This is a genomic window from Rhizobium sp. NXC24 (assembly GCF_002944315.1).
In the GTDB taxonomy this organism is placed as follows: domain Bacteria; phylum Pseudomonadota; class Alphaproteobacteria; order Rhizobiales; family Rhizobiaceae; genus Rhizobium.
The window spans coordinates 1,307,264-1,325,637 of record NZ_CP024311.1; the positions used below are offsets into that span (position 1 = coordinate 1,307,264).

15 protein-coding genes are annotated in these 18,374 nt (G+C 59.2%); 4 read left to right on the plus strand and 11 right to left on the minus strand.

The window, feature by feature from the left end:
* Positions 1 to 7: 7 nt before the first annotated feature.
* The 7 genes from rsmA to NXC24_RS06550 form a co-directional block, all read right to left on the minus strand.
* Positions 8 to 835 (minus strand): 16S rRNA (adenine(1518)-N(6)/adenine(1519)-N(6))-dimethyltransferase RsmA, encoded by an 828-nt coding sequence (gene rsmA, locus NXC24_RS06520; protein WP_104822564.1) that lies wholly within the window; start codon positions 833 to 835, stop codon positions 8 to 10.
* Positions 835 to 1,860, minus strand: coding sequence for a 4-hydroxythreonine-4-phosphate dehydrogenase PdxA (pdxA, locus tag NXC24_RS06525; protein ID WP_104822565.1), 1,026 nt, complete (start codon positions 1,858 to 1,860; stop codon positions 835 to 837). Before pdxA ends, rsmA begins: the two co-directional genes overlap by 1 nt.
* 12 nt (positions 1,861 to 1,872) lie before the next feature.
* Positions 1,873 to 2,763, minus strand: coding sequence for a peptidylprolyl isomerase (locus tag NXC24_RS06530; RefSeq protein ID WP_245463971.1), 891 nt, complete (start codon positions 2,761 to 2,763; stop codon positions 1,873 to 1,875).
* A 261-nt stretch (positions 2,764 to 3,024) separates the two neighbouring features.
* Complete coding sequence (locus tag NXC24_RS06535; RefSeq protein ID WP_104822567.1) at positions 3,025 to 5,400, minus strand: LPS-assembly protein LptD; 2,376 nt, start codon at positions 5,398 to 5,400, stop codon at positions 3,025 to 3,027.
* Positions 5,401 to 6,486, minus strand: coding sequence for an LPS export ABC transporter permease LptG (gene lptG / locus NXC24_RS06540; protein ID WP_104822568.1), 1,086 nt, complete (start codon positions 6,484 to 6,486; stop codon positions 5,401 to 5,403). It abuts the gene before it with no gap.
* Positions 6,483 to 7,658 carry an LptF/LptG family permease gene (locus NXC24_RS06545; protein WP_104822569.1) on the minus strand — a complete coding sequence of 392 codons (1,176 nt, stop codon included), beginning with the start codon at positions 7,656 to 7,658 and terminating at the stop codon, positions 6,483 to 6,485. The genes lptG and NXC24_RS06545 overlap by 4 nt, the downstream gene beginning before the upstream one ends.
* Positions 7,659 to 7,761: 103 nt before the next feature.
* Positions 7,762 to 8,439: a phosphatase PAP2 family protein gene (locus tag NXC24_RS06550; protein WP_245463972.1), complete on the minus strand. Its 678-nt coding sequence runs from the start codon at positions 8,437 to 8,439 to the stop codon at positions 7,762 to 7,764.
* Positions 8,440 to 8,753: 314 nt separating this feature from the next.
* Here NXC24_RS06550 and NXC24_RS06555 point away from each other — a divergent pair, with 314 nt between their 5' ends.
* Both NXC24_RS06555 and NXC24_RS06560 read left to right on the plus strand, forming a co-directional pair.
* Positions 8,754 to 10,250 carry a leucyl aminopeptidase gene (locus tag NXC24_RS06555; protein ID WP_104822571.1) on the plus strand — a complete coding sequence of 499 codons (1,497 nt, stop codon included), beginning with the start codon at positions 8,754 to 8,756 and terminating at the stop codon, positions 10,248 to 10,250.
* A gap of 32 nt (positions 10,251 to 10,282) precedes the next feature.
* Positions 10,283 to 10,732, plus strand: a complete 450-nt coding sequence (locus NXC24_RS06560; RefSeq protein WP_104822572.1) for a DNA polymerase III subunit chi — start codon at positions 10,283 to 10,285, stop codon at positions 10,730 to 10,732.
* A gap of 29 nt (positions 10,733 to 10,761) precedes the next feature.
* Here NXC24_RS06560 and NXC24_RS06565 read toward each other — a convergent pair whose 3' ends face one another.
* A complete protein-coding gene (locus tag NXC24_RS06565) occupies positions 10,762 to 11,310 on the minus strand; it encodes a GrpB family protein (protein ID WP_104822573.1) in 549 nt (182 codons plus the stop codon).
* A gap of 71 nt (positions 11,311 to 11,381) precedes the next feature.
* A complete protein-coding gene (locus NXC24_RS06570; protein WP_104822574.1) occupies positions 11,382 to 12,305 on the minus strand; it encodes a Gfo/Idh/MocA family oxidoreductase in 924 nt (307 codons plus the stop codon).
* A gap of 232 nt (positions 12,306 to 12,537) precedes the next feature.
* Between NXC24_RS06570 and NXC24_RS06575 the strand changes: the two genes are divergently transcribed.
* Positions 12,538 to 13,113 carry a TRAP transporter small permease subunit gene (locus NXC24_RS06575; protein ID WP_104825042.1) on the plus strand — a complete coding sequence of 192 codons (576 nt, stop codon included), beginning with the start codon at positions 12,538 to 12,540 and terminating at the stop codon, positions 13,111 to 13,113.
* Positions 13,113 to 14,882 (plus strand): TRAP transporter large permease subunit, encoded by a 1,770-nt coding sequence (locus NXC24_RS06580; protein WP_104822575.1) that lies wholly within the window; start codon positions 13,113 to 13,115, stop codon positions 14,880 to 14,882. Before NXC24_RS06575 ends, NXC24_RS06580 begins: the two co-directional genes overlap by 1 nt.
* 80 nt (positions 14,883 to 14,962) lie before the next feature.
* Here the strand turns inward: NXC24_RS06580 and NXC24_RS06585 are convergent, their stop codons facing one another.
* On the minus strand, positions 14,963 to 16,069 hold the full coding sequence (locus NXC24_RS06585; RefSeq protein WP_104822576.1) for a TRAP transporter substrate-binding protein: 1,107 nt from the start codon (positions 16,067 to 16,069) through the stop codon (positions 14,963 to 14,965).
* Between the two features lie 143 nt (positions 16,070 to 16,212).
* The gene (locus tag NXC24_RS06590; protein WP_104825043.1) at positions 16,213 to 18,273 is read right to left on the minus strand and encodes a prolyl oligopeptidase family serine peptidase; all 2,061 of its coding nucleotides are present in this window, start codon (positions 18,271 to 18,273) and stop codon (positions 16,213 to 16,215) included.
* Positions 18,274 to 18,374 lie beyond the last annotated feature (101 nt).

Here is an 18,374-nt window from a genome sequence, read left to right on the forward strand (position 1 = left end):
ATCGCGATCAAAGCGAGTTTGCCAACCGGCAGAACTCTTCGACGGACAGCGTTTCGGCGCGTCGCTGAGGGTCGATGTCGGCTTTCCGCAACAGTGCTTCGCCGCCAAGCGATTTCAGACTTTGGCGCAGCATCTTGCGCCGCTGACCAAAGGCGGCCTGCGTCACCTTTTCCAGATTGTCGACGGAGCAGGGGATCGGGTTTTCCTTGGGCGTCAGATGCACGACCGTCGAGGTCACCTTCGGCGGCGGCGTGAAGGCCTGTGGTGGCACATCGAAGGCCATATGCGCATTGGTGCGCCAGCCGCTGAGGACGCCGAGGCGGCCGTAATGATCGTCATCCTCGTCGGCAACGATCCGCTGGCCGACCTCTTTCTGGAACATCAGCGTCAGGGACTGCCAGAAGGGCGGCCAATGGCCTGGCAGCAGCCAGTTCACCAGCAATTGCGTCCCGACATTATAGGGCAGGTTGGCGATGATCTTGACCGGTCCCTCTGGCGCCAGTGCCGCGAAATCCGTCTTCAGCGCATCGCCTTCGATGACCTCGAGCCGGCCGGGATAGTGATCGGCGATCTCGGCGAGCGCCGGCAGGCAGCGCGCGTCGCGCTCAACGGCGATGACCTTGGCGGCGCCAAGCGCAAGGATGGCGCGCGTCAGCCCCCCTGGCCCTGGGCCGACTTCGAAGACGGTGGCGCCCTCCAGCGATCCGGCGGTGCGGGCAACCTTTTGGGTCAGATTAAGATCCAGCAGAAAGTTTTGGCCGAGCGCCTTGCGCGCGTCGAGGCCGTGGCGCTGGATTACGTCGCGAAGCGGCGGCAGACCGTCGAGTGCAGCCATCAGCGATTGCTTCCCGTCGCGCGGCTGAGCTCGCTCGCCAGCTTGAGCGCCGCCACGAGGCTGTCCTCTTTGGCGATACCCTTGCCGGCGATACCGAAGGCGGTGCCGTGGTCCGGCGAAGTGCGGACAAAGGGGAGGCCGAGTGTGACATTGACGGAATCGTCGAAGCCGAGCGCCTTGGCCGGAATCAAAGCCTGATCGTGATACATGCAGACGGCGACATCGTAGTGACGGCGCGCATCGTCGTGGAACATCGTGTCGGCGGGGAGGGGGCCAAAGGCATCGATGCCTTCATTGCGCAGTGCCTCGATCGCCGGACGGATGATGGCCTCATCTTCCGTGCCGATCGCGCCGTTCTCGCCGGCATGCGGATTGAGGCCGGCAACGGCCAGTCGCGGTTTTGCGATGCCGAAACGAGTCCTGAGGTCGTGGTCGGTGATCCGGCAGGTCTCGACAATCAAATCCGAGGTCAGCGCCTGCGGCACATCCTTCAGCGGAATATGGATGGTGACGGGAATCGCCCGCAGCTTCGGTCCGGCGAGCAGCATTACCGGCATTACCGGCTTGCCTGTCGCGCGTGTCGCAAGATCGGCGAGGAATTCGGTATGGCCGGGAAAGCCGAAGCCGGCGTCGTAAAGGACTGACTTGGCGATTGGGTTGGTCACGACCGCGCAGGTATCTCCCTTCATGCTGAGCGAGACCGCCATCTCGATAGCCGCAATCGTGGCTTTCGCCGTAACGACATGCGGTTCGCCTGCAACCACATCCATGCCGGCGGCAATCGGCAGCACCGGCAAGGCATCGGCAAAGACGCCGGAGGCCGTCGATGCGTCGGCTTCCTGAAGCGGCACGGTCAGGTTCAACTGGCGCGCTCGCGCCGAAAGAACGTTCGGGTCGCCGAGAAACAGGAAGGGAGACAAACCAAGCTCGCCGCGGCGAAGCCAGGCGGCGAGCGTGATGTCAGGTCCGATACCTGCTGGGTCCCCTTGCGTGAGTGCAAGGGGGCGGGAAGGGCGGGAGGGCATCGGAAGGAACGATCAGCGATAGAGGATCTGCGCCTTGGAGCGCAGTTCATCCATATACTTCTTGTCGTTGGCGCTGACGCCCTGGGCATTCGCCTTGCCGAGATCTTCGGCGCGGAAAACGGCCGCGGCGGCGATGTCGTCGTTCACCTGGCGCTGCGAGCAGATGGCAACATATTCAACACCGCGATCGGTCACGATCGCATCGGTCGTGTTGCCTTTTGCCTTCTCAAGCAGCGGCTTCCAGGCTTCCGGCAGATCGGGCGCAAGCACGCGGCCAAGATCCTGGACGGAAACGTCGTGCATCGTCGCGGCAAAGACTTTCGCCTGGTCGCAACCGGGGAACTTGGCACGCGAGGCTTCCGCTTCGGCCTTGCGTTTACCGAGAATTGCGTTGCGCTTGGCAGACGGGACGACGAAGACCATCTGCTTCAGGAAATATTCCGTCGTGACCGGCTTTGTCTTGTTTTCCGTCATGCGCGTCACGAGGGCATCATTCGACATGCGGCCGCCGCTCGAGCCGAAGCGGGCATTGACGACGCGCGGCCAGCTCATGGAAATGGCGATATAGGATTTGAAATGGTCGACGGTGACGCCCATCTTGTCCAGGATCTGTCCAAGCTGCTGCGGCGACATTTTGTTGCTGGCGGCGAAGCGGGCAAATGCGTTGTCGACGTCCGTCGTCGATACCGACATGCGCACGCGGGAGATTTCCGAGCGCTTTAGGGTCTCATCGACGAGCTGCTGTTGCGCCAGCTTGTTGAGGTCGCCTTTCGCGTGCTGCAATTTCAGGAAGTTGATGCGCTTGGCGACATCGCCTGATGTGATCACCGTATTGTTGACGACGACCTTCACCTCACTTGCCGCGAAGGCAACATCGCTGCTTGGCACGGCAAAAGAAGCCATAACCAACGCTACGGCGCCGAATAGCACAGCGCGCATCGGTGTCTTTCCAGAGAACATCAACTAACCCCTTCCCAAAGGTCCTTGTCTGCACTGCGTCACATTGGAACGCCATTGGCGCAATACGGCAAATTCGCGCCAATATCTACAACAAGCACGACGAATTGCAAAATCCTTGCGGCGAAACAATGACGCGGAGAGACATGGCGATCGCTTCAAAGCAAAAGGGCCGGCTTTGGAGCCGGCCCTTTTGGATTTGAGTGATCAGAACGTCGCGTCCTGGACATTGCCCAGATTGACGTCGCCGAGCGTACGGAACGTGATGCGGGCGCCGATCGACCAGTCGCTTCCCGACTGGTTCGTCGAATCCTTCTTGTCGAGGAAGGAGACGCTGAAGATCGTGCATTCGTCCTCATAGGAAAGACCGATGCCCTGGCGCGTGATCTCGCTGTCGTTGAGATCATAGCTGACCGTGCCGAAGACAGACCAATAATTCTTGAATTTGATCTGGGCGCGGGTTTGGATTTCGTCCTGGTCCGAGGTGAAGCCATATTGCGGCTGAGCGGCGATATGGGTGTAGGTCACCGAGGTCTGGAAGTCGTCGTTTGCAAAGCCGACCTGCGTATCGCCGCGACGGAACGCGAAGTCCTTTTCGTCGAAGCGGTAGGACTGCGAAAGCGAGATGCCCTGCGGCGTCGTGAGGCCGAACATGGTCACATAGTCGGAGCGGGTGGTTTCAAGTCCCGAATCCGAACCGGCACCCACCAGATCGTCGGTTGCGAACGAGTTTCGTCCGGCAAGCTGGTACGATTGGCCGAAGATGTGCTGCAACTTGTAACCGCTGTCGAAGCTGCCCGTATAGCGCCAACCCACGTTGGCGCGCGTGCCGCCTTCTACACGGTCGAAGCCGGAGAATTTGTCGCGATCGAACAAGTTGGTCGCATCGAAAACAAAGCTCTGGGCGTCTTCATTCGGCAGCCGTCCTGCAAGTTGCTCGTCAGGACGCACATAGATTTGTGCGATCGGCTCGAACACATGCGTGCTGTTGCTGGTGGAAATGAGGAACGGGTACTTGGCTTCGAGGCCTCCCGTTACCATACCGCGCGTCGCGTAATCGCTGGTGTCATAGTTGCCGGAATAGTCGCCGTTAGGCGCATCCATACCGAGGCCATAGATGTCGCCGCGAGCTGCGGCAAGCGGCGTCAAGACCAGACCCTGATCGGTCGTGAAGGTGCGCTGCCACTGTAGCTCGGTGGTAAGACGCGTATAGCTGCCGGAAAGACCGAGGAAGCGGTCGTTCAGGCTGGCGTCGCCGAGATTGTTGACGTTGTCGAGCACCGACGCCTTGTCACGCGACAAATGCGTGAAGTTCATCGTCGCGGACAATTCGCCGCCATAGACCGAGTTCGGATCGACATAATGATAGTCGACGCTCGGATAGACGACCGCCTGCTGCTTTTCGGCGGTGCTGTTGTCGTCAGCGTCCTGAATGTCATAGTAGAAGGCGCGCATATCGAAATAATTGCGCTTGCCGAGACCCGTCAAATAGATGTCGTTCGTGTGGGTGCTCTGGCTGAGACCTTGCAAGCCATAGGTGCGCGAAAAGTTATTGTCGCTTTGCGCCATGACATCCCAGCCAAACGTCCAGCGAGGATTGATTCTGAAATCGGCCTTCGACGAGATCACGCCGCGGGTTTTGTGCTCGGCGTCACTGGTATTGGCGGTGAACTGGTCCGGGCTCATCTGATTGATACCGGCGACGCGCAGAATATGCGTACCGTTTTCAAAGCGTTGCCGGAATTCGCCTTCGAGCAGCAAGCCCTGGCTTGTATAGCCGGTGGCGCTGATCGTCGCGTCCATGCTCGGCGAGATGACGTAATAGTAGGGAACCTTCACGCCAAAGCCGAGGTTCTCCGAATAGCTCATCGACGGAAACAGGAAGCCTGATTTGCGCTTCACCGTATTGTCGGGAACTTCGATCCAGGGAACATAAGCGATCGGCTGGCCGAACAGTTCGAAGCGGGCATGCTCGAGACGGACGGTATGCGTCACGCCGTTCTGCACCACGCGCTGAGCCTTGACCTGCCATAGCGGCGCGCGGCCCTGCTCGGAGCACGGCAAACAGGCGGTATAGACGCCCTTCGTCAGAATCAATTGGTTGCCGCCCACACGTTCGCCCTTTTCGGCGGCCATGCGGGTATTGTCTGGCATTTCGATACGCAGAGCGTTGACGAAACCGTCGGAGAAGCTGTCGGTGACATCCATTTTGTCACCGTACATCCGGTTGCCGTCCGGGCTGATCAGCTCCACATTGCCAATCGCCGTCATCCGTCCGCTTTTTTGATTATATTCAACCTTTTGCGCGACCATCTTGTAGCCGCCATAGTTGATCTGAACCGCACCGCTGGCGGTAACGATTTGAGTATCCTTGTTATAGACCAGTTCGTTTGACGAAAGGATCAGCTTGGAGCCTTCCGGCACTTTGACCTTAACGGGAGAGGTCGCAGCGCCAGCGCCGCCGTTATTATTGTTGTCCTGGGCGTAAGCTACGACCGGGCTCATGACAAATGCATACGCAGCCGCGCCCATGACGAGGGCAGCGACAAATTCCTTGATACTCTTGCGGTTGCCTGCCGCCACTTAGCCGTCCTCCTGATGAAGCAGGATCGTTGCTCCGAATGCCAAAGCGACGATCACGGGTATCCATGTCGCCACGAAAGGAGGAACCACTCCGCTGCTCCCGAATGCCTTTACCAGCACGGTGACAACATAAAGCACGAAGCCTGAGAGGATTCCACCCAGAATCACGGAGCGCGATTGGTTGAATCTACTGAATTTTAACGAGACGGTGGCGGCGATCAGCGTCATTGCCACCAGAAGGAATGGCTGCGACAGCAGCGAGTGAAATTGGGTCTCAAGAGCTTTGGTTGAGATGCCAAAGGACTTTGCAATCTTTATTCGATTAGAAAGATCATAAAAAGCAATGGTTTCCGGCTGTGCCAGGCGCTCTGAGACGAAATCCTGTTTCAGATTCGTACGAACCTGTACCGTACTCTTATGATCCGGAATTTCGCCCGGTCTGCGCTCGACGACACTGTTAAGAAGCCAGTAACCATCTTGCAACTTTGCCGACTGCGCGTCCTGCCTGAGAACGATATTCCCTTGTGAATCGAAGTGGATAAACACGACGTTCATCAGCGTCGTTCCGTTGTCGAGAACGGCCTTGGCGCCAATGATGACGTCGTCTTTGCCGTTCGACTGGCGCAGCCACGGAATCGAGAGCTTGTTGTGATAGGATGGATCGCCGCGTAGGTCGGCTTCCATCGTTTCCGCCTGCCGTTGTCCCCACGCCGCAACAGGATTGAGGGCAAACATGGTCAGCAGGCCGACAAAGAATGCGCCGATCACGAACGGCGTCATGAACTGCCAGACGGAGATGCCGGCCGCACGCGCAATCACGAGCTCACGACGCCGATTGAGCGCGATCAGCACCGTCATGCCGACGAACAGGGCGATGAACGGCACCGTCTGCTGCAGGATGAACGGCAGCCTGACGGCCGTCATCAGCAAGCCGAGGCTGACCGTGTACCCGGGAAGGCCGGCAAGCCGGCCGGCGGTCTCGCTGAAGTCGACGAGATAGACGATCGAGACAACGCCGAGGAAAAACCAGAAGGTTGTCACGACGTAGCGCATGAAGAAGTAGCGGCCGAGCGTATTGAAGATCATGCGCCGCCCCCATTCGAGCCGCCGGGCGCCGGCATGCGATCCTGGATCTTCTGCCGCAGATTGGCGAAGCGGTTGCGGATGGACCTGGGCACCGACATCTTCCGGTTCCTGAACAGCAGGGCGATCGCAATCAAAGCTGCGCAGATGTTGGCCGCATAGAGAACGCCGATGAAATAGGGAGCATTCTCGATCTGGTTTGCCGCATAAAAATCCGCCCAGCGCAAGGCAAAAGCAATGGTAAGCGCCGACACCATCGGATGCAGCCGTGCTTCGCGATGGGATCGCGCATCGCCGGCTATCACCAGGGATATCAGGGCAAAGATTGCCGGCAACGCCCAGTCGGTGAGACGCCGATGTAGCTCCGCGCGGTAGCCGCCTGGTTTTGCTTTATAATCTGGATCGTTCGGATCCGGGTTCAGCAGGAAGCCAAGACCGCGGTCGCCGGCGCGCAGCGTTGCCTGGCCGCGGCTCTGCGTCATGTCGGAAAGATCGAAGGAATAGGAGTCGAAATTGATGACGGAGACGTTGCCGTCAGGCGTTTTGCGGTGAACTTCGCCATCCTTCATCAAAAGCGACGTGCCGCTCGCATCGACGGCGCCTTCCTTGGCATAATAGATGAGATCGAAAGTGGGATCGCGCGAATCCACCACGAACAGGCCCTTCAGGATTCGTCCCGACAGGCGCTGGGTGATCTGCACATAAAGCCCGTCTTCGATACGGCGGAAATTCTTCTCTTCGATGACGGTCGAGAGAAGGTCGGCATAGGCTTCTGCGACCATCTCGCGGGCGGCTACACGCGCTTTCGGCTCGACCATATTGTCGACCACAAATGAGAAAACGCTGATAGCTATCGCGAGAATCATGATCGGGCGGACGATGATGCTGCGCCGCGCACCCGCCGCCTCCATAACCGTCAGTTCCGAATCGCTGTTCATCGCCGTCAGCGTCTGCGTGATGCCGATCACCAGAGCGAAAGGCAGAACCACGGGAATGATCGTCGGCAGGATGAGAGTCGCAAGCTTAGCAAACGAGCCGATCGACTGGCCGCTGTCGGTCACGAGGTTGATGCGCTGCAGCACCTGGGTCGTCCAGATGATGGCGAGCACCGGCAGCAGCGCTACCAGGAACATCATGCCGACACGCCGTACGATATATGTTTCGAATAACTTCATGCCGGCCCTTAAACGCAACACTCCGCCGTGCGAGCCGGCAGAGATTCATCCTCCTCTACGCCGTTTGCGTTTTTTTGGCGACAGCCCACTCGCAAAAAATTCGTTAATTTTCTGAATTTTTTCTGCTGTGTGTCGTTTGGGATAACGCCATGAGAGCGGTGAATATGACAAGCGAGGAAAGCCAACCCAAAACGGCATCCGAGAGGTAGTGACCGCCGAAGGCTACTCGGAGGGCTGGAATGAGAATAGACACGGCTGCGATCGGCAGGGCGATGGCCGTCCGCGCCGGCTGCGGGATGATGAAGATCAGGCAAAACAGCCAGCCGGCAGCGGCGGATTCTCCGGAAATGAAGGAACAGTTGCTCACACATTTCCCGGCAAAAGAGCCGGCATGAACGAAATCGAGCATGCCGCCGAAGAGATCGGTCTGCCGTGGCCGAGGACGGCCCGAGAAGGATTTGAGCCAGAGATTGACGATCAGCACGGGGCCGAGAAACAACGAACCGAGCGCGATTTTCAAATTGCGGGCCCGCAGCGTCCGGAAGGTTGCGCCGTGTTGCTGCCAGCACTCGACCAGCATCCAACAGAGAGCAATCGCGACGATATAGGGAACCTGAAAGAAAACTTCCCTGAGCAGACGCATGTGCGCATCGTCATTATAAGGGAAAATGCCGCAGATCTGGCCGGGCCTGACGGGAGTGGCGCATTGTTCCTGCAGGAAGAACATATTGGCCACAGCAAGATCGATCTGTGGAAGAATCGAAAACAGCCCGAGCAGCATCCACCAAAGACAAAAGAGAACGACGAAGGCATCGCCCGCCGTGCGCGGCCGCAGGATTTCGGGGAAACGATCCCGATGATCGAAGCTGGCGGAGTCTATGATCAAGGCGGCGTTCCGATAGATGATCGCGTCGCGCAGGCGGCGAGACCCAATAGATGCTCCGGCAAACTAGCGGCGGTAGATGACAGGGATTTGAATGTCTCAAGGTGTTTCTTCGCGGAATGCCTCGCCAAAAGCTTGTATTTGATATGGAAACCTTGAATGATCCGGAGTGTGTAATTCTATTTTGCACGACACGTATTATCGGAGCAGAAATGTCTGTGAAATTCGAGATTTCCTTTGCCAAATCGGTTCGGCTGACTGGCGGTCTGGCCATTCTCCTGAAAGACACGGACAGCGAGTTGCCGGCAGGGGCAGAAAGTGCCGATCCGGCAAATGTTTTCGCCAAGGCCGCACGGATTGCCCGGTTCACCGCCAAAGGCTTGAGCAGCCTCGATATCGTCGCGCCCGAAGGCTCGCCGGTCGACCGTATCATCGTTATCGGCACCGGCAAGGCGAAGGAGCTGAATGCGCATGATTGGCTGAAGCTCGGCGGCGGCGCGGCCGCGAAAATCCGCAATGTGGAAAAGGCTGCGATCTTCATCGATGCACATGACGGTGAGACCGAGGCCACGGCAGCGGCCGATTTCGCCCTCGGCATGCTGTTGCGCGCCTATAGCTTCGATACCTACAAGACGAAGAAGAACGACGACGAGGACAAGAACGGCACGCCGAAGTCCGTCAAGGTGACGATCGTTACCTCGAATGCCGCTGCGGCGAAGAAGCTCCTCGCGGCATCGGAAGCGATCGCCGACGGCGTGATTCTGGCCCGCGATCTCGTCAACGAGCCGCCGAACGCTCTCGGCCCGGTCGAGTTTGCCGCCAAAGCCAAGGGGTTGGAAAAGCTTGGTGTCGAGGTGGAGATCCTGACGGAGCGTGAAATGCGCCGGCTCGGCATGGGGGCGCTGCTTGGCGTGGCGCAGGGTTCCGTGCGTCCGCCACGCCTGGTGATCATGCAGTGGAAGGGCGGCAAACCGAAAGACAAGCCGATTGCCTTCATCGGCAAGGGCGTGGTGTTCGACACCGGCGGCATTTCCATCAAGCCGGCTGCCGGCATGGAGGACATGAAAGGCGATATGGGTGGGGCTGCCGCTGTCACCGGCTTGATGCACGCGCTCGCGGCGCGCGGCGCCAAGGTCAACGCCATCGGCGTCATCGGCTTGGTCGAAAACATGCCGGACGGCAATGCCCAGCGTCCCGGCGATATCGTCACCTCCATGTCGGGCCAGACGATCGAGGTGATCAATACGGATGCGGAAGGTCGGCTCGTGCTCTGCGATGCGCTCTGGTATACCAACGACCGCTTCAAGCCGCAGTTCATGATCAACCTCGCGACGCTGACCGGCGCCATTCTCATCGCGCTCGGCAATCTGCATGCCGGCCTGTTCTGCAATGACGACAAGTTGGCGAACGAACTGACCGCCGCCGGCCTTGCCACCAACGAGCGCCTGTGGCGCATGCCGCTCGGCAAGGACTACGACAAGATGATCGACAGCAAGTTCGCCGACATGAAAAATACCGGCGGCCGCCATGCCGGTTCGATCACCGCCGCGCAGTTCCTCAAGCGTTTCGTCCAGGAAACGCCTTGGGCACATCTCGATATTGCCGGCACGGCCATGGGCTCGATCCAGGACGAAATCAACCAGTCCTGGGGCTCGGGTTTCGGCGTGCGCCTGCTCGACGAGCTGGTCCGCCAGAATTACGAATCGTGACCTTCGAAGGTGTTTGAGATAGAAGGAACGGCATGACCGACGTTCTCTTCTATCACCTGACCGAATCGAAGCTGGAAGACGCCCTTCCTCCGCTGATCGACAAAAGTGTCGAGCGCGGTTGGCAGGTTGCCATCCAGGCACGCGAAGCGGCGCGGCGGGATGCTCTTGACGTGCATCTCTGGACCTATCGCGAGGACAGTTTTCTGCCGCATGGCACGGATGATGGAGACATGCCGGACAAACAGCCGGTGTTGCTGACCGTCTCGCCCGACAATGCGAACAACGCCACGGTCCGCTTCTTCGTCGATGGCGCCGAAGCCTCGGATATCGAGAATTATCAGCGCGTTGTTTTCATGTTCGATGGCTACGACCAAGAGCAGTTGGAAGGCGCCAGGGCGCAGTGGAAGAAGCTGAAGGGCGAGGGGCATAACCTCACCTACTGGCAGCAGACCCAGGATGGGCGCTGGGAGAAGAAGGCGTGATCATTCTTCTTTTCCCGTTGGGAGAAGGCTTAATCACCAGTCGCTGCAACAATCTTGTCAATAAAGACCTTCTTCGCCTCCGTATATGCGGCACGATTGTCGGCATATTCGTCGGCTAGCCCGATTTTCAGTGCCTCATAGGCTTGGGCGAGAGCGGGATTTGCGCGGAGCCTGTCGCGGAACAGGATAAACCGGTTCCATTGGGCGCCGCCATGTTCGACAATGTGAACGAGATGGGTGCGCGTTTCGCCTTTGATGCCGCGGCCGAAAATATGATCGTCGGGGACGATGTCGTTGCCGACATACTCATAACCAATCTTTTCCATTGGCTTGATGCAACGGAATCCTTCGTCGAAACGCCTAACACCAACGGCGATATCGATGATTGGCTTGGCCTTGATCGCCGGTATAGACGTACTGCCAAAATGCTGGATGTCGAGTGCGAGATCGCGGAGGGCTTTGCGGATAGCGATCTCTTCCAGAGCATAGGCTTCCCGCCATCTTGCATTCGGCTCGGCCAGCGTGACAAGCTTGTGTCTTACGCCCAGCCCGAAGCTTTCCCCGCTTTCGGACGACATCGCAATCTCCCCACCCATGAAGATGCGCCACTTTAGCATTCTGCGCGGCGCATCTCATCGGTCAATGGAGCTTAGTCGTGGAAAGCCTCGACGAACTTGCGCTTGCCGAGCATGAAGGCGTCGGCGACGTGGCGAAGCGGCGCCAGGTCGACATCAGACGTGCCGGCTTTGACGATCTCGGCGAAGCGGCGATAGAGCGAAGGATATTCCGCCTCGGGGGCGGTGAACTTCAATTCGCCGTTCACCGAAAGCTTCGAGCCGCCCTCGGAGAGCACCATCTGGCCGGCTTCGGTTTCAGCGACGATATCCCAGCTCTGCTTGCCGGTCTGGCGCCAGTCGAATTCGGCATGGACGGCAAGTCCCTGGCCACTCTTGAACTGCAGGTCGGCCGCAATCGGCGAATCGCGGTTTTCGGGGAATTCCAGTACTGCGCCCGTCAGAAATAGCGGCGGCAGGATGTGGGTGACGATCGATAGAGCATTGATGCCCGGATCGAAGACGCCGAGGCCGCCGGCCTGCCAGATCCATTCCTGATTCGGATGCCAGTGGCGCACGTCTTCCTTCCAAATGACATGGACGCTGTTGATCGTCGTCGCGTCGAGAAAAGCCTTCGCGGCCTCGACAGCAGGCGCATAACGCGAATGCCAGCTCGCAAAGAGAGAAACGCCCTTTGCCTTGGCAAGCGCCTCGAGATCGGCAACTTCGCTCAGCGTGGCGCCCGGCGGCTTTTCCAGGAACACATGCTTGCCGGCCTGAAGAGCCTTGTAGGCAGCCTCATAGCGATATTGCGGCGGCATGCAAAGCGAGACGGCATCGATCCCGGCAACGGCGTCCAGCATGGCCTCGATGCTGGTGAAGGCCGGAATGCCGTCGACGGTGCCGTGGCGGCTCGCCGTGGCGATCAGTTTGAAATCCGAATTGTTCGCGATGGAAGGAAGGTGCTGGTCGCGGACGATCTTGCCGACGCCGACGATGGCGAGGTTGATGGGGGACATGGGTGTCTCTCGATTAGTATGATTATTTGCATGATCTTTTATCAGAATGCAGCGGGCGGGCAAGGCCGGCAAGCGCAATTGCTGGCAATCAGGTGGACGCCTGGCATTTCTTGCTGCTGCGCTGTCACATTTGGAAAACCAGCTTACACTCTTGATTCACAGCGTAAAATCGGCACTCTGCCTGTACGCGGCAAGGAGATCTCGGGGAAGACCGCTGCGGGGGAGAAAAATGATGAAAGCATTGCTCGGCTTCAGCCGGCTCGTGGATGCTGTCACCGAATTCATTGGCAAATCGGTTTCTTGGCTCATTCTGGTCGCCGTGCTTGTCAGCGCCGGAAACGCGATCGTCCGCAAGGTGTTCAACACCTCGTCCAACGCCTGGCTGGAAGCGCAATGGTATTTGTTCGGCGCCGCCTTCATGCTCGCCGCCGCCTATACGCTCAGGCAGAACGAGCACATCCGCATCGATATCGTCTACGGCGCCTTACCGCGGCGCGTTCAGCACTGGATCGATCTGCTCGGTCATTGCCTGTTCCTCATGCCCTTCGTGCTTCTGATGGTCTATGACCTCGTGCCCTATGTTCGCACGTCCTTCCTATCGGGCGAGGTTTCGTCCAGTGCTGGTGGCCTGATTATCTGGCCGGGCAAGGCGCTATTGTTGGTAGGCTTCCTTTTATTGGCGGTGCAAGGTGTTTCCGAAATCATCAAGAAGATCGCCGTCATGCGCGGCGATATGGAGGACCCGACACCATACGTGCCGACGCACGCGCCCCTTGATGCCGAAACGCCTGCCGGGGAGGCGCGCTGATGATTGAATTCATTGCCGTGAACATGGCCCCGATCATGTTCGCTTCGCTAATCATCTTCCTACTGATCGGATATCCTGTCGCCTTTGCGCTCGCCGCCAACGGACTGCTGTTCTTCTGGATCGGCGTCGAGCTGGCGCCTTATTCGGGCGGTTCCATCCATCTCTCCTGGCCGTTGCTCAACGCGCTGCCGGATCGGTTCTGGGGTGTGATGTCCAACGACACGCTGCTGGCGATCCCGTTCTTCACATTCATGGGCATCGTGCTGGAACGCTCGGGGATGGCGGAGGACCTGCTCGATACCGTCGGCCAGCTCTTCGGCCCGATTCGTGGCGGTCTTGCTTACGCGGTGATCTTCGTTGGCGCGCTGCTTGCCGCCACCACCGGCGTCGTCGCGGCCTCGGTCATCGCCATGGGCCTGATCTCGTTGCCGATCATGCTGCGTTACGGCTATGACCGCAGCCTTGCGTCCGGTGTCATTGCCGCGTCTGGAACGCTTGCGCAGATCATTCCACCGTCGCTTGTGCTGATCGTGCTGGCTGACCAGCTCGGCCGTTCGGTCGGCGACATGTATGCAGGCGCGCTGATCCCCGGTCTGGTGCTGACCGGCATTTACATGCTCTACGTGCTGATCATGTCGATCGTCCGGCCGAATTCGATGCCGGCGCTGCCGAAGGAGGCGCGCTCGCTCGGCTCCGGGGTGACCTCGCTTTTCATCGCGCTCTTGGTCGGCGGCGGCGTTGCCTATGCGGCTCATGTCTACCTGACGCCGATCTACGGTGAGAATGCCGATATTCTTGGTGCAACCGTCGGCGTCGCTTTCATCTATGTCGTCGCCGTCATCGATAAGACGTTGAAGTTCAACCTGATGTCGCGGCTGGCCCAGCAGGTGATCATCGTGCTGATCCCGCCTTTGGCGCTGATCTTCCTCGTACTCGGCACCATCTTCCTCGGCATCGCAACACCGACGGAGGGCGGCGCGATGGGGGCAACCGGCGCGCTGGTGATGGCGGCAGCGAAGGGGCGGCTGAACATGGATGTGGTTCGCTCGGCACTCGCATCGACGACACGGCTCTCCTCCTTCGTGCTGTTCATCCTGATCGGCTCGCGCGTATTTTCGCTGACCTTCTACGGCGTCAACGGTCATGTCTGGGTGGAGCATTTGCTGGTGTCGCTGCCGGGTGGGCAGGTCGGTTTCTTGATCGCCGTCAACCTTTTGGTTTTCGTGCTGGCCTTCTTCCTCGATTTCTTCGAGCTCGCCTTCATCATCGTGCCGCTGCTGGCGCCCGCCGCCGACAAGCTCGGGATCGACCTGATCTGGTTCGGCGTCCTGCTCGGCGTCAACATGCAGACGAGTTTCATGCACCCGCCCTTCGGCTTTGCGTTGTTCTATTTGCGCTCGGTGGCTGCGAAGGTGCCTTACCTCGACAAGGTCACCGGCAAGAAGACGGCGCCGGTGACGACGGGACAGATCTATTGGGGGGCGGTACCCTTTGTCGGCATTCAGATCCTGATGGTGGCGCTGACGATCATGTTTCCGCAGATGGTCACACACTACAAGGGAGCGGGCGCCGGGATAGATCCCAATACCATCAAGATCGAAGTGCCCGGCTTTGGTGCGCCCGGCCAGGATAATGGCGGCGGTCTCGGTTTGCCGGGCGGCCTGCAGCTCCCGGGTGCCAATCCGCTCGACAACAAGCCGGCAGATCAGGGCGGCGAAAAGAAGAACCCGCCTGCGAATGATCTCAGTCAGCCGCCGTCATTCAATTGAGCAGGGGACGAAGCGGCTGCCGCATTCCAAAGAGAAACCCCGGAGCATCGCTCCGGGGTTTCTTGTTTCGAATCCAATGATCAGAGCTTTCCGGCGCGTTGCTGCGTCATCATGTACACGTCGTAGCTGTATTCGGCGACCTGCGCGTAAAGATAGTGGCCGCCGCGGAACGCCTTGATCGATTCCCAGATCTTTTTGAAGGTCGGGTTCGATGCTTCCATCTCGGCGTAGACTTCGTTCGACTTGTCGAAGCAGGCGTTCAGGATGTCGGTGCTGAACGGACGCAGCTTCGCGCCTTCGGCCACGACACGCTTGATGGCTGCCGGATTGAGATAGTCGTATTTCTGCAGCATGTCGGCATCTGTTGCCTGGGCGGCGGTGCGCAGCAGCGACTGATAGGCCTTCGGCAGGCCTTCATAGGCGGCCTTGTTGAACATGACGTGTACGGTCGGACCGCCTTCCCACCAGCCGGGGTAGTAGTAATAGGGAGCGACCTTGTAGAACCCGAGCTTTTCGTCGTCATAGGGGCCTACCCATTCGGCCGCATCGATCGTGCCTTTTTCCAGCGCCGGATAGATATCGCCGCCGGCGATCTGCTGCGGCACAACGCCGAGGCGCTCCACCACTTTGCCGGCAAAGCCGCCGATACGCATCTTCAGACCCTTGAGGTCGGCTACGGTATTGATTTCCTTACGGAACCAGCCACCCATCTGCACGCCGGTATTGCCGCTCGGAAAACCAATCAGCCCTTGCGTCGCCAGGAATTCGTTGAACATGTCGATGCCGCCGCCATGGTACTGCCAGGCGTTCATGCCGCGGGCATTGAGCGCGAAAGGAACGGCCGCGCCCAGCGCCCAAACCGGATCCTTGCCCCAATAATAGTAGGAGACCGTGTGGCAGGCCTCGACCGTGCCTGCGGATGTTGCGTCGGCAGCCTGCAGGCCGGGCACGATTTCGCCGGCGGCGAAGACCTGGATGGTGAAGTTGCCGTCGGTCGCTTCCGAGACAAATTTGGACAGCACCTCGGCGCCGCCATAGATCGTGTCGAGCGATTTCGGAAACGACGAGGTCAAACGCCAGTTGATCTTCGGATTGCTCTGAGCAATGGCCGGAGCCGCCAGGGCTGCGGCAGCAACCGAGCCTGCGCCGGCAACACCGGCTTTCCTCAGAAATGAACGACGATCCATCTATCTACTCCCCCAGAGGTGAGCGGGCGGTTTGGCCCGCTCTTCGTGATCACGCCGCAACTAATCATGTCGTCAAGCGCGTTTCAAGCGCGTCGAATAATCTTACAACTGCCGATTTTCGTTTGATGTCTAAAGGACTGATTTCAATTCTCACGCGGCTTCACGATCGTCTCGCGAAGGAAGCTGTAACCCAGCGCGATACGCGCCGCGAGCTGCGTCGATGCGCCGTCGCCGCCATGGCCGCCCGAGTGGAATTCGTGGAACAGCGGATGATGGCCGAGTTCCTCCATGCGCGCAGCAAACCGCCGCGCATGGGAGGGATGAACCCGGTCGTCATTGCTGGAACTCTCGATGTAGATGGGCGGATAGGTGATCTCCGAAGCCGGCTTGAGATTGTGCAGTGGCGAATAGGAAAGCAGATAGTCCCGGTCCGCCTGGTCGTCGGGATTGCCATATTCGTCGATCCAGGCCTTGCCGGCCGGGAAGACGTGGAAGCGGGACATATCGAGCACCGGCACCTGACACCAGGCCGCGCCGAAGTCGTGCGGATAGCGTGTCAGCATCACGCCGGTCAGCAGCCCGCCATTGCTGCCGCCATTGACGGCTATGCGCTGTGGTTTGGTGTAGCCGCGGTTGACGAGATCGCGGGCGACGGCGACAAAATCGGCAAAAGCTCTGTGGCGGCCATGCCCCTTGGCGGAACGATGCCAGTTCGGACCGAGCTCGCCGCCGCCGCGGATATAGGCTTGCACATAGGCACCGCCCTGTTCCAGCCAGCGGCCGATGACTGCCGAATATTGCGGACGAACCGAAAAATCGAAGCCGCCATAGCCATACATCAAGACCGGCAGTTCACCGTGGGTCCATGTCTTCGGCAATACCAGGCGGTACGGCACTTTCGTACCATCTTCTGACGTGGCCTCGAGCAATTCGGAGGTCATGCCGTCGGTATCGAAATAGGCCGGGGAGCTCGCGGCGTGAATGAGTTCAAGCGGCTTTCTGCGGTCGGCAAGCTCCAGGCGATAGCAGGAGGGCGGTTGCAGGAAGCCTTCGCCATAGACCTGCAGCGTGTCGTCGCCGAGATGGAGGTCGGAATAGAGCGGCCAGACTGTTACAGTCTGAACATCGGCCGGCAGCGTGATTTCCTCGATCGCCGCATCGGCCCTGGTCAGGTCGAAGACGAAAAGGCGGGGCTGCAGTTTGTCGGAGACGACGAAGACGCACCATTCGCGCATCAGCAGGAACTGAGACACCGACTGTCGCTCGCCGGGCGAAAACAACACGCGCATCGCCTCGGCGCCGGCATCGGTAGCCTCCCGCGGTAAGGGTTGCAGCGCCAGGCTGCCGGCCGGGATGCGCTCGTCGGTCTTGGCGAGCCAGAGGCAATAGGAATAGTTGAGCTGGACGTCGATGTCCCTCGGCAGATCGATCCGCCGCAGCGAAAAATCCTGCTCTTTGACGAAAACGCTGGAATTGCCGATTTCGTGGCCGGTGATGAACAGCCGGATCGGCTTGGCCGTACCTTTCTTTGCGATGCCGGCAAGCACCGGATCGAAGACCAGGCAGGAGCCATAGACGTCTGTATCGGCGGTTGCGTAAAGCAAGGGTGCCTTTGCCGGCGCCTGGCCACGCTTCAGACGGCGACCGACGCGGGGCCAGCCGGAGCGGGTCGAGGAGAGGCGGTCAATCGAGCCGAAATAGGCGATCTCGTCGCGATTAAGCCAGGTGGCGTGGCAACGTGTCGGCGGCGTGTCAAATCCGCCTTCGACAATGCTTTTGGCTTCGCAATCGAACTCCAGCAGGCGTCCAAGATCGGAGCCGCCGTCGGAAAGACAAAGCAATACCCGCGTCGGTTCCCAAGGGCAGGTGATTGCGCCACGCCAGAGCCAAAGCTTGTTTTCCGATGCGCAGAAAGCGTCGAGATCGAAGATCGGCTCCCAGGGTGCGTCGGGCAAAGGGGCGAGATTGGCAGGCAATCGGAACCACATGCCGAGGGGGTGATCTGCGCTGCGGTGGAAGTCGAACAACCACTTGCCGCGGCGTACCACCTGGATCAGCCGGTCCTTACGCTCGATCAAAGCCTTGATCGCCGCCCGGTCCACCTCGAACTCAGGCGTCATCAGCGCCTGTTCAGACTGTGCATCCCTTTCAGCGACGAATTGCAGTGTCAGTGGATCGTCGTCATGCTCGAGATGGAGATTCATAAGGGACCTGATATGCCATTGATGAAGTGAGTCATATATAATCAAATCAAAATACATTCGGGGAAGCAACAGTGCTTCCCCGAATGTGTTTCATCTTACAG

Excerpts from the sequence above, each read along its gene's own strand:
- rsmA (WP_104822564.1), bottom strand. The coding sequence starts at position 835 with ATGGCTGCACTCGACGGTCTGCCGCCGCTTCGCGACGTAATCCAGCGC.
- pdxA (WP_104822565.1), bottom strand. The coding sequence starts at position 1,860 with ATGCCCTCCCGCCCTTCCCGCCCCCTTGCACTCACGCAAGGGGACCCA.
- NXC24_RS06530 (WP_245463971.1), bottom strand. The coding sequence starts at position 2,763 with ATGGCTTCTTTTGCCGTGCCAAGCAGCGATGTTGCCTTCGCGGCAAGT.
- lptG (WP_104822568.1), bottom strand. The coding sequence starts at position 6,486 with ATGATCTTCAATACGCTCGGCCGCTACTTCTTCATGCGCTACGTCGTG.
- NXC24_RS06545 (WP_104822569.1), bottom strand. The coding sequence starts at position 7,658 with ATGAAGTTATTCGAAACATATATCGTACGGCGTGTCGGCATGATGTTC.
- NXC24_RS06550 (WP_245463972.1), bottom strand. The coding sequence starts at position 8,439 with ATGCTGCTCGGGCTGTTTTCGATTCTTCCACAGATCGATCTTGCTGTG.
- NXC24_RS06555 (WP_104822571.1), top strand. The coding sequence starts at position 8,754 with ATGTCTGTGAAATTCGAGATTTCCTTTGCCAAATCGGTTCGGCTGACT.
- NXC24_RS06560 (WP_104822572.1), top strand. The coding sequence starts at position 10,283 with ATGACCGACGTTCTCTTCTATCACCTGACCGAATCGAAGCTGGAAGAC.
- NXC24_RS06565 (WP_104822573.1), bottom strand. The coding sequence starts at position 11,310 with ATGTCGTCCGAAAGCGGGGAAAGCTTCGGGCTGGGCGTAAGACACAAG.
- NXC24_RS06570 (WP_104822574.1), bottom strand. The coding sequence starts at position 12,305 with ATGTCCCCCATCAACCTCGCCATCGTCGGCGTCGGCAAGATCGTCCGC.
- NXC24_RS06575 (WP_104825042.1), top strand. The coding sequence starts at position 12,538 with ATGAAAGCATTGCTCGGCTTCAGCCGGCTCGTGGATGCTGTCACCGAA.
- NXC24_RS06580 (WP_104822575.1), top strand. The coding sequence starts at position 13,113 with ATGATTGAATTCATTGCCGTGAACATGGCCCCGATCATGTTCGCTTCG.
- NXC24_RS06585 (WP_104822576.1), bottom strand. The coding sequence starts at position 16,069 with ATGGATCGTCGTTCATTTCTGAGGAAAGCCGGTGTTGCCGGCGCAGGC.
- NXC24_RS06590 (WP_104825043.1), bottom strand. The coding sequence starts at position 18,273 with ATGAATCTCCATCTCGAGCATGACGACGATCCACTGACACTGCAATTC.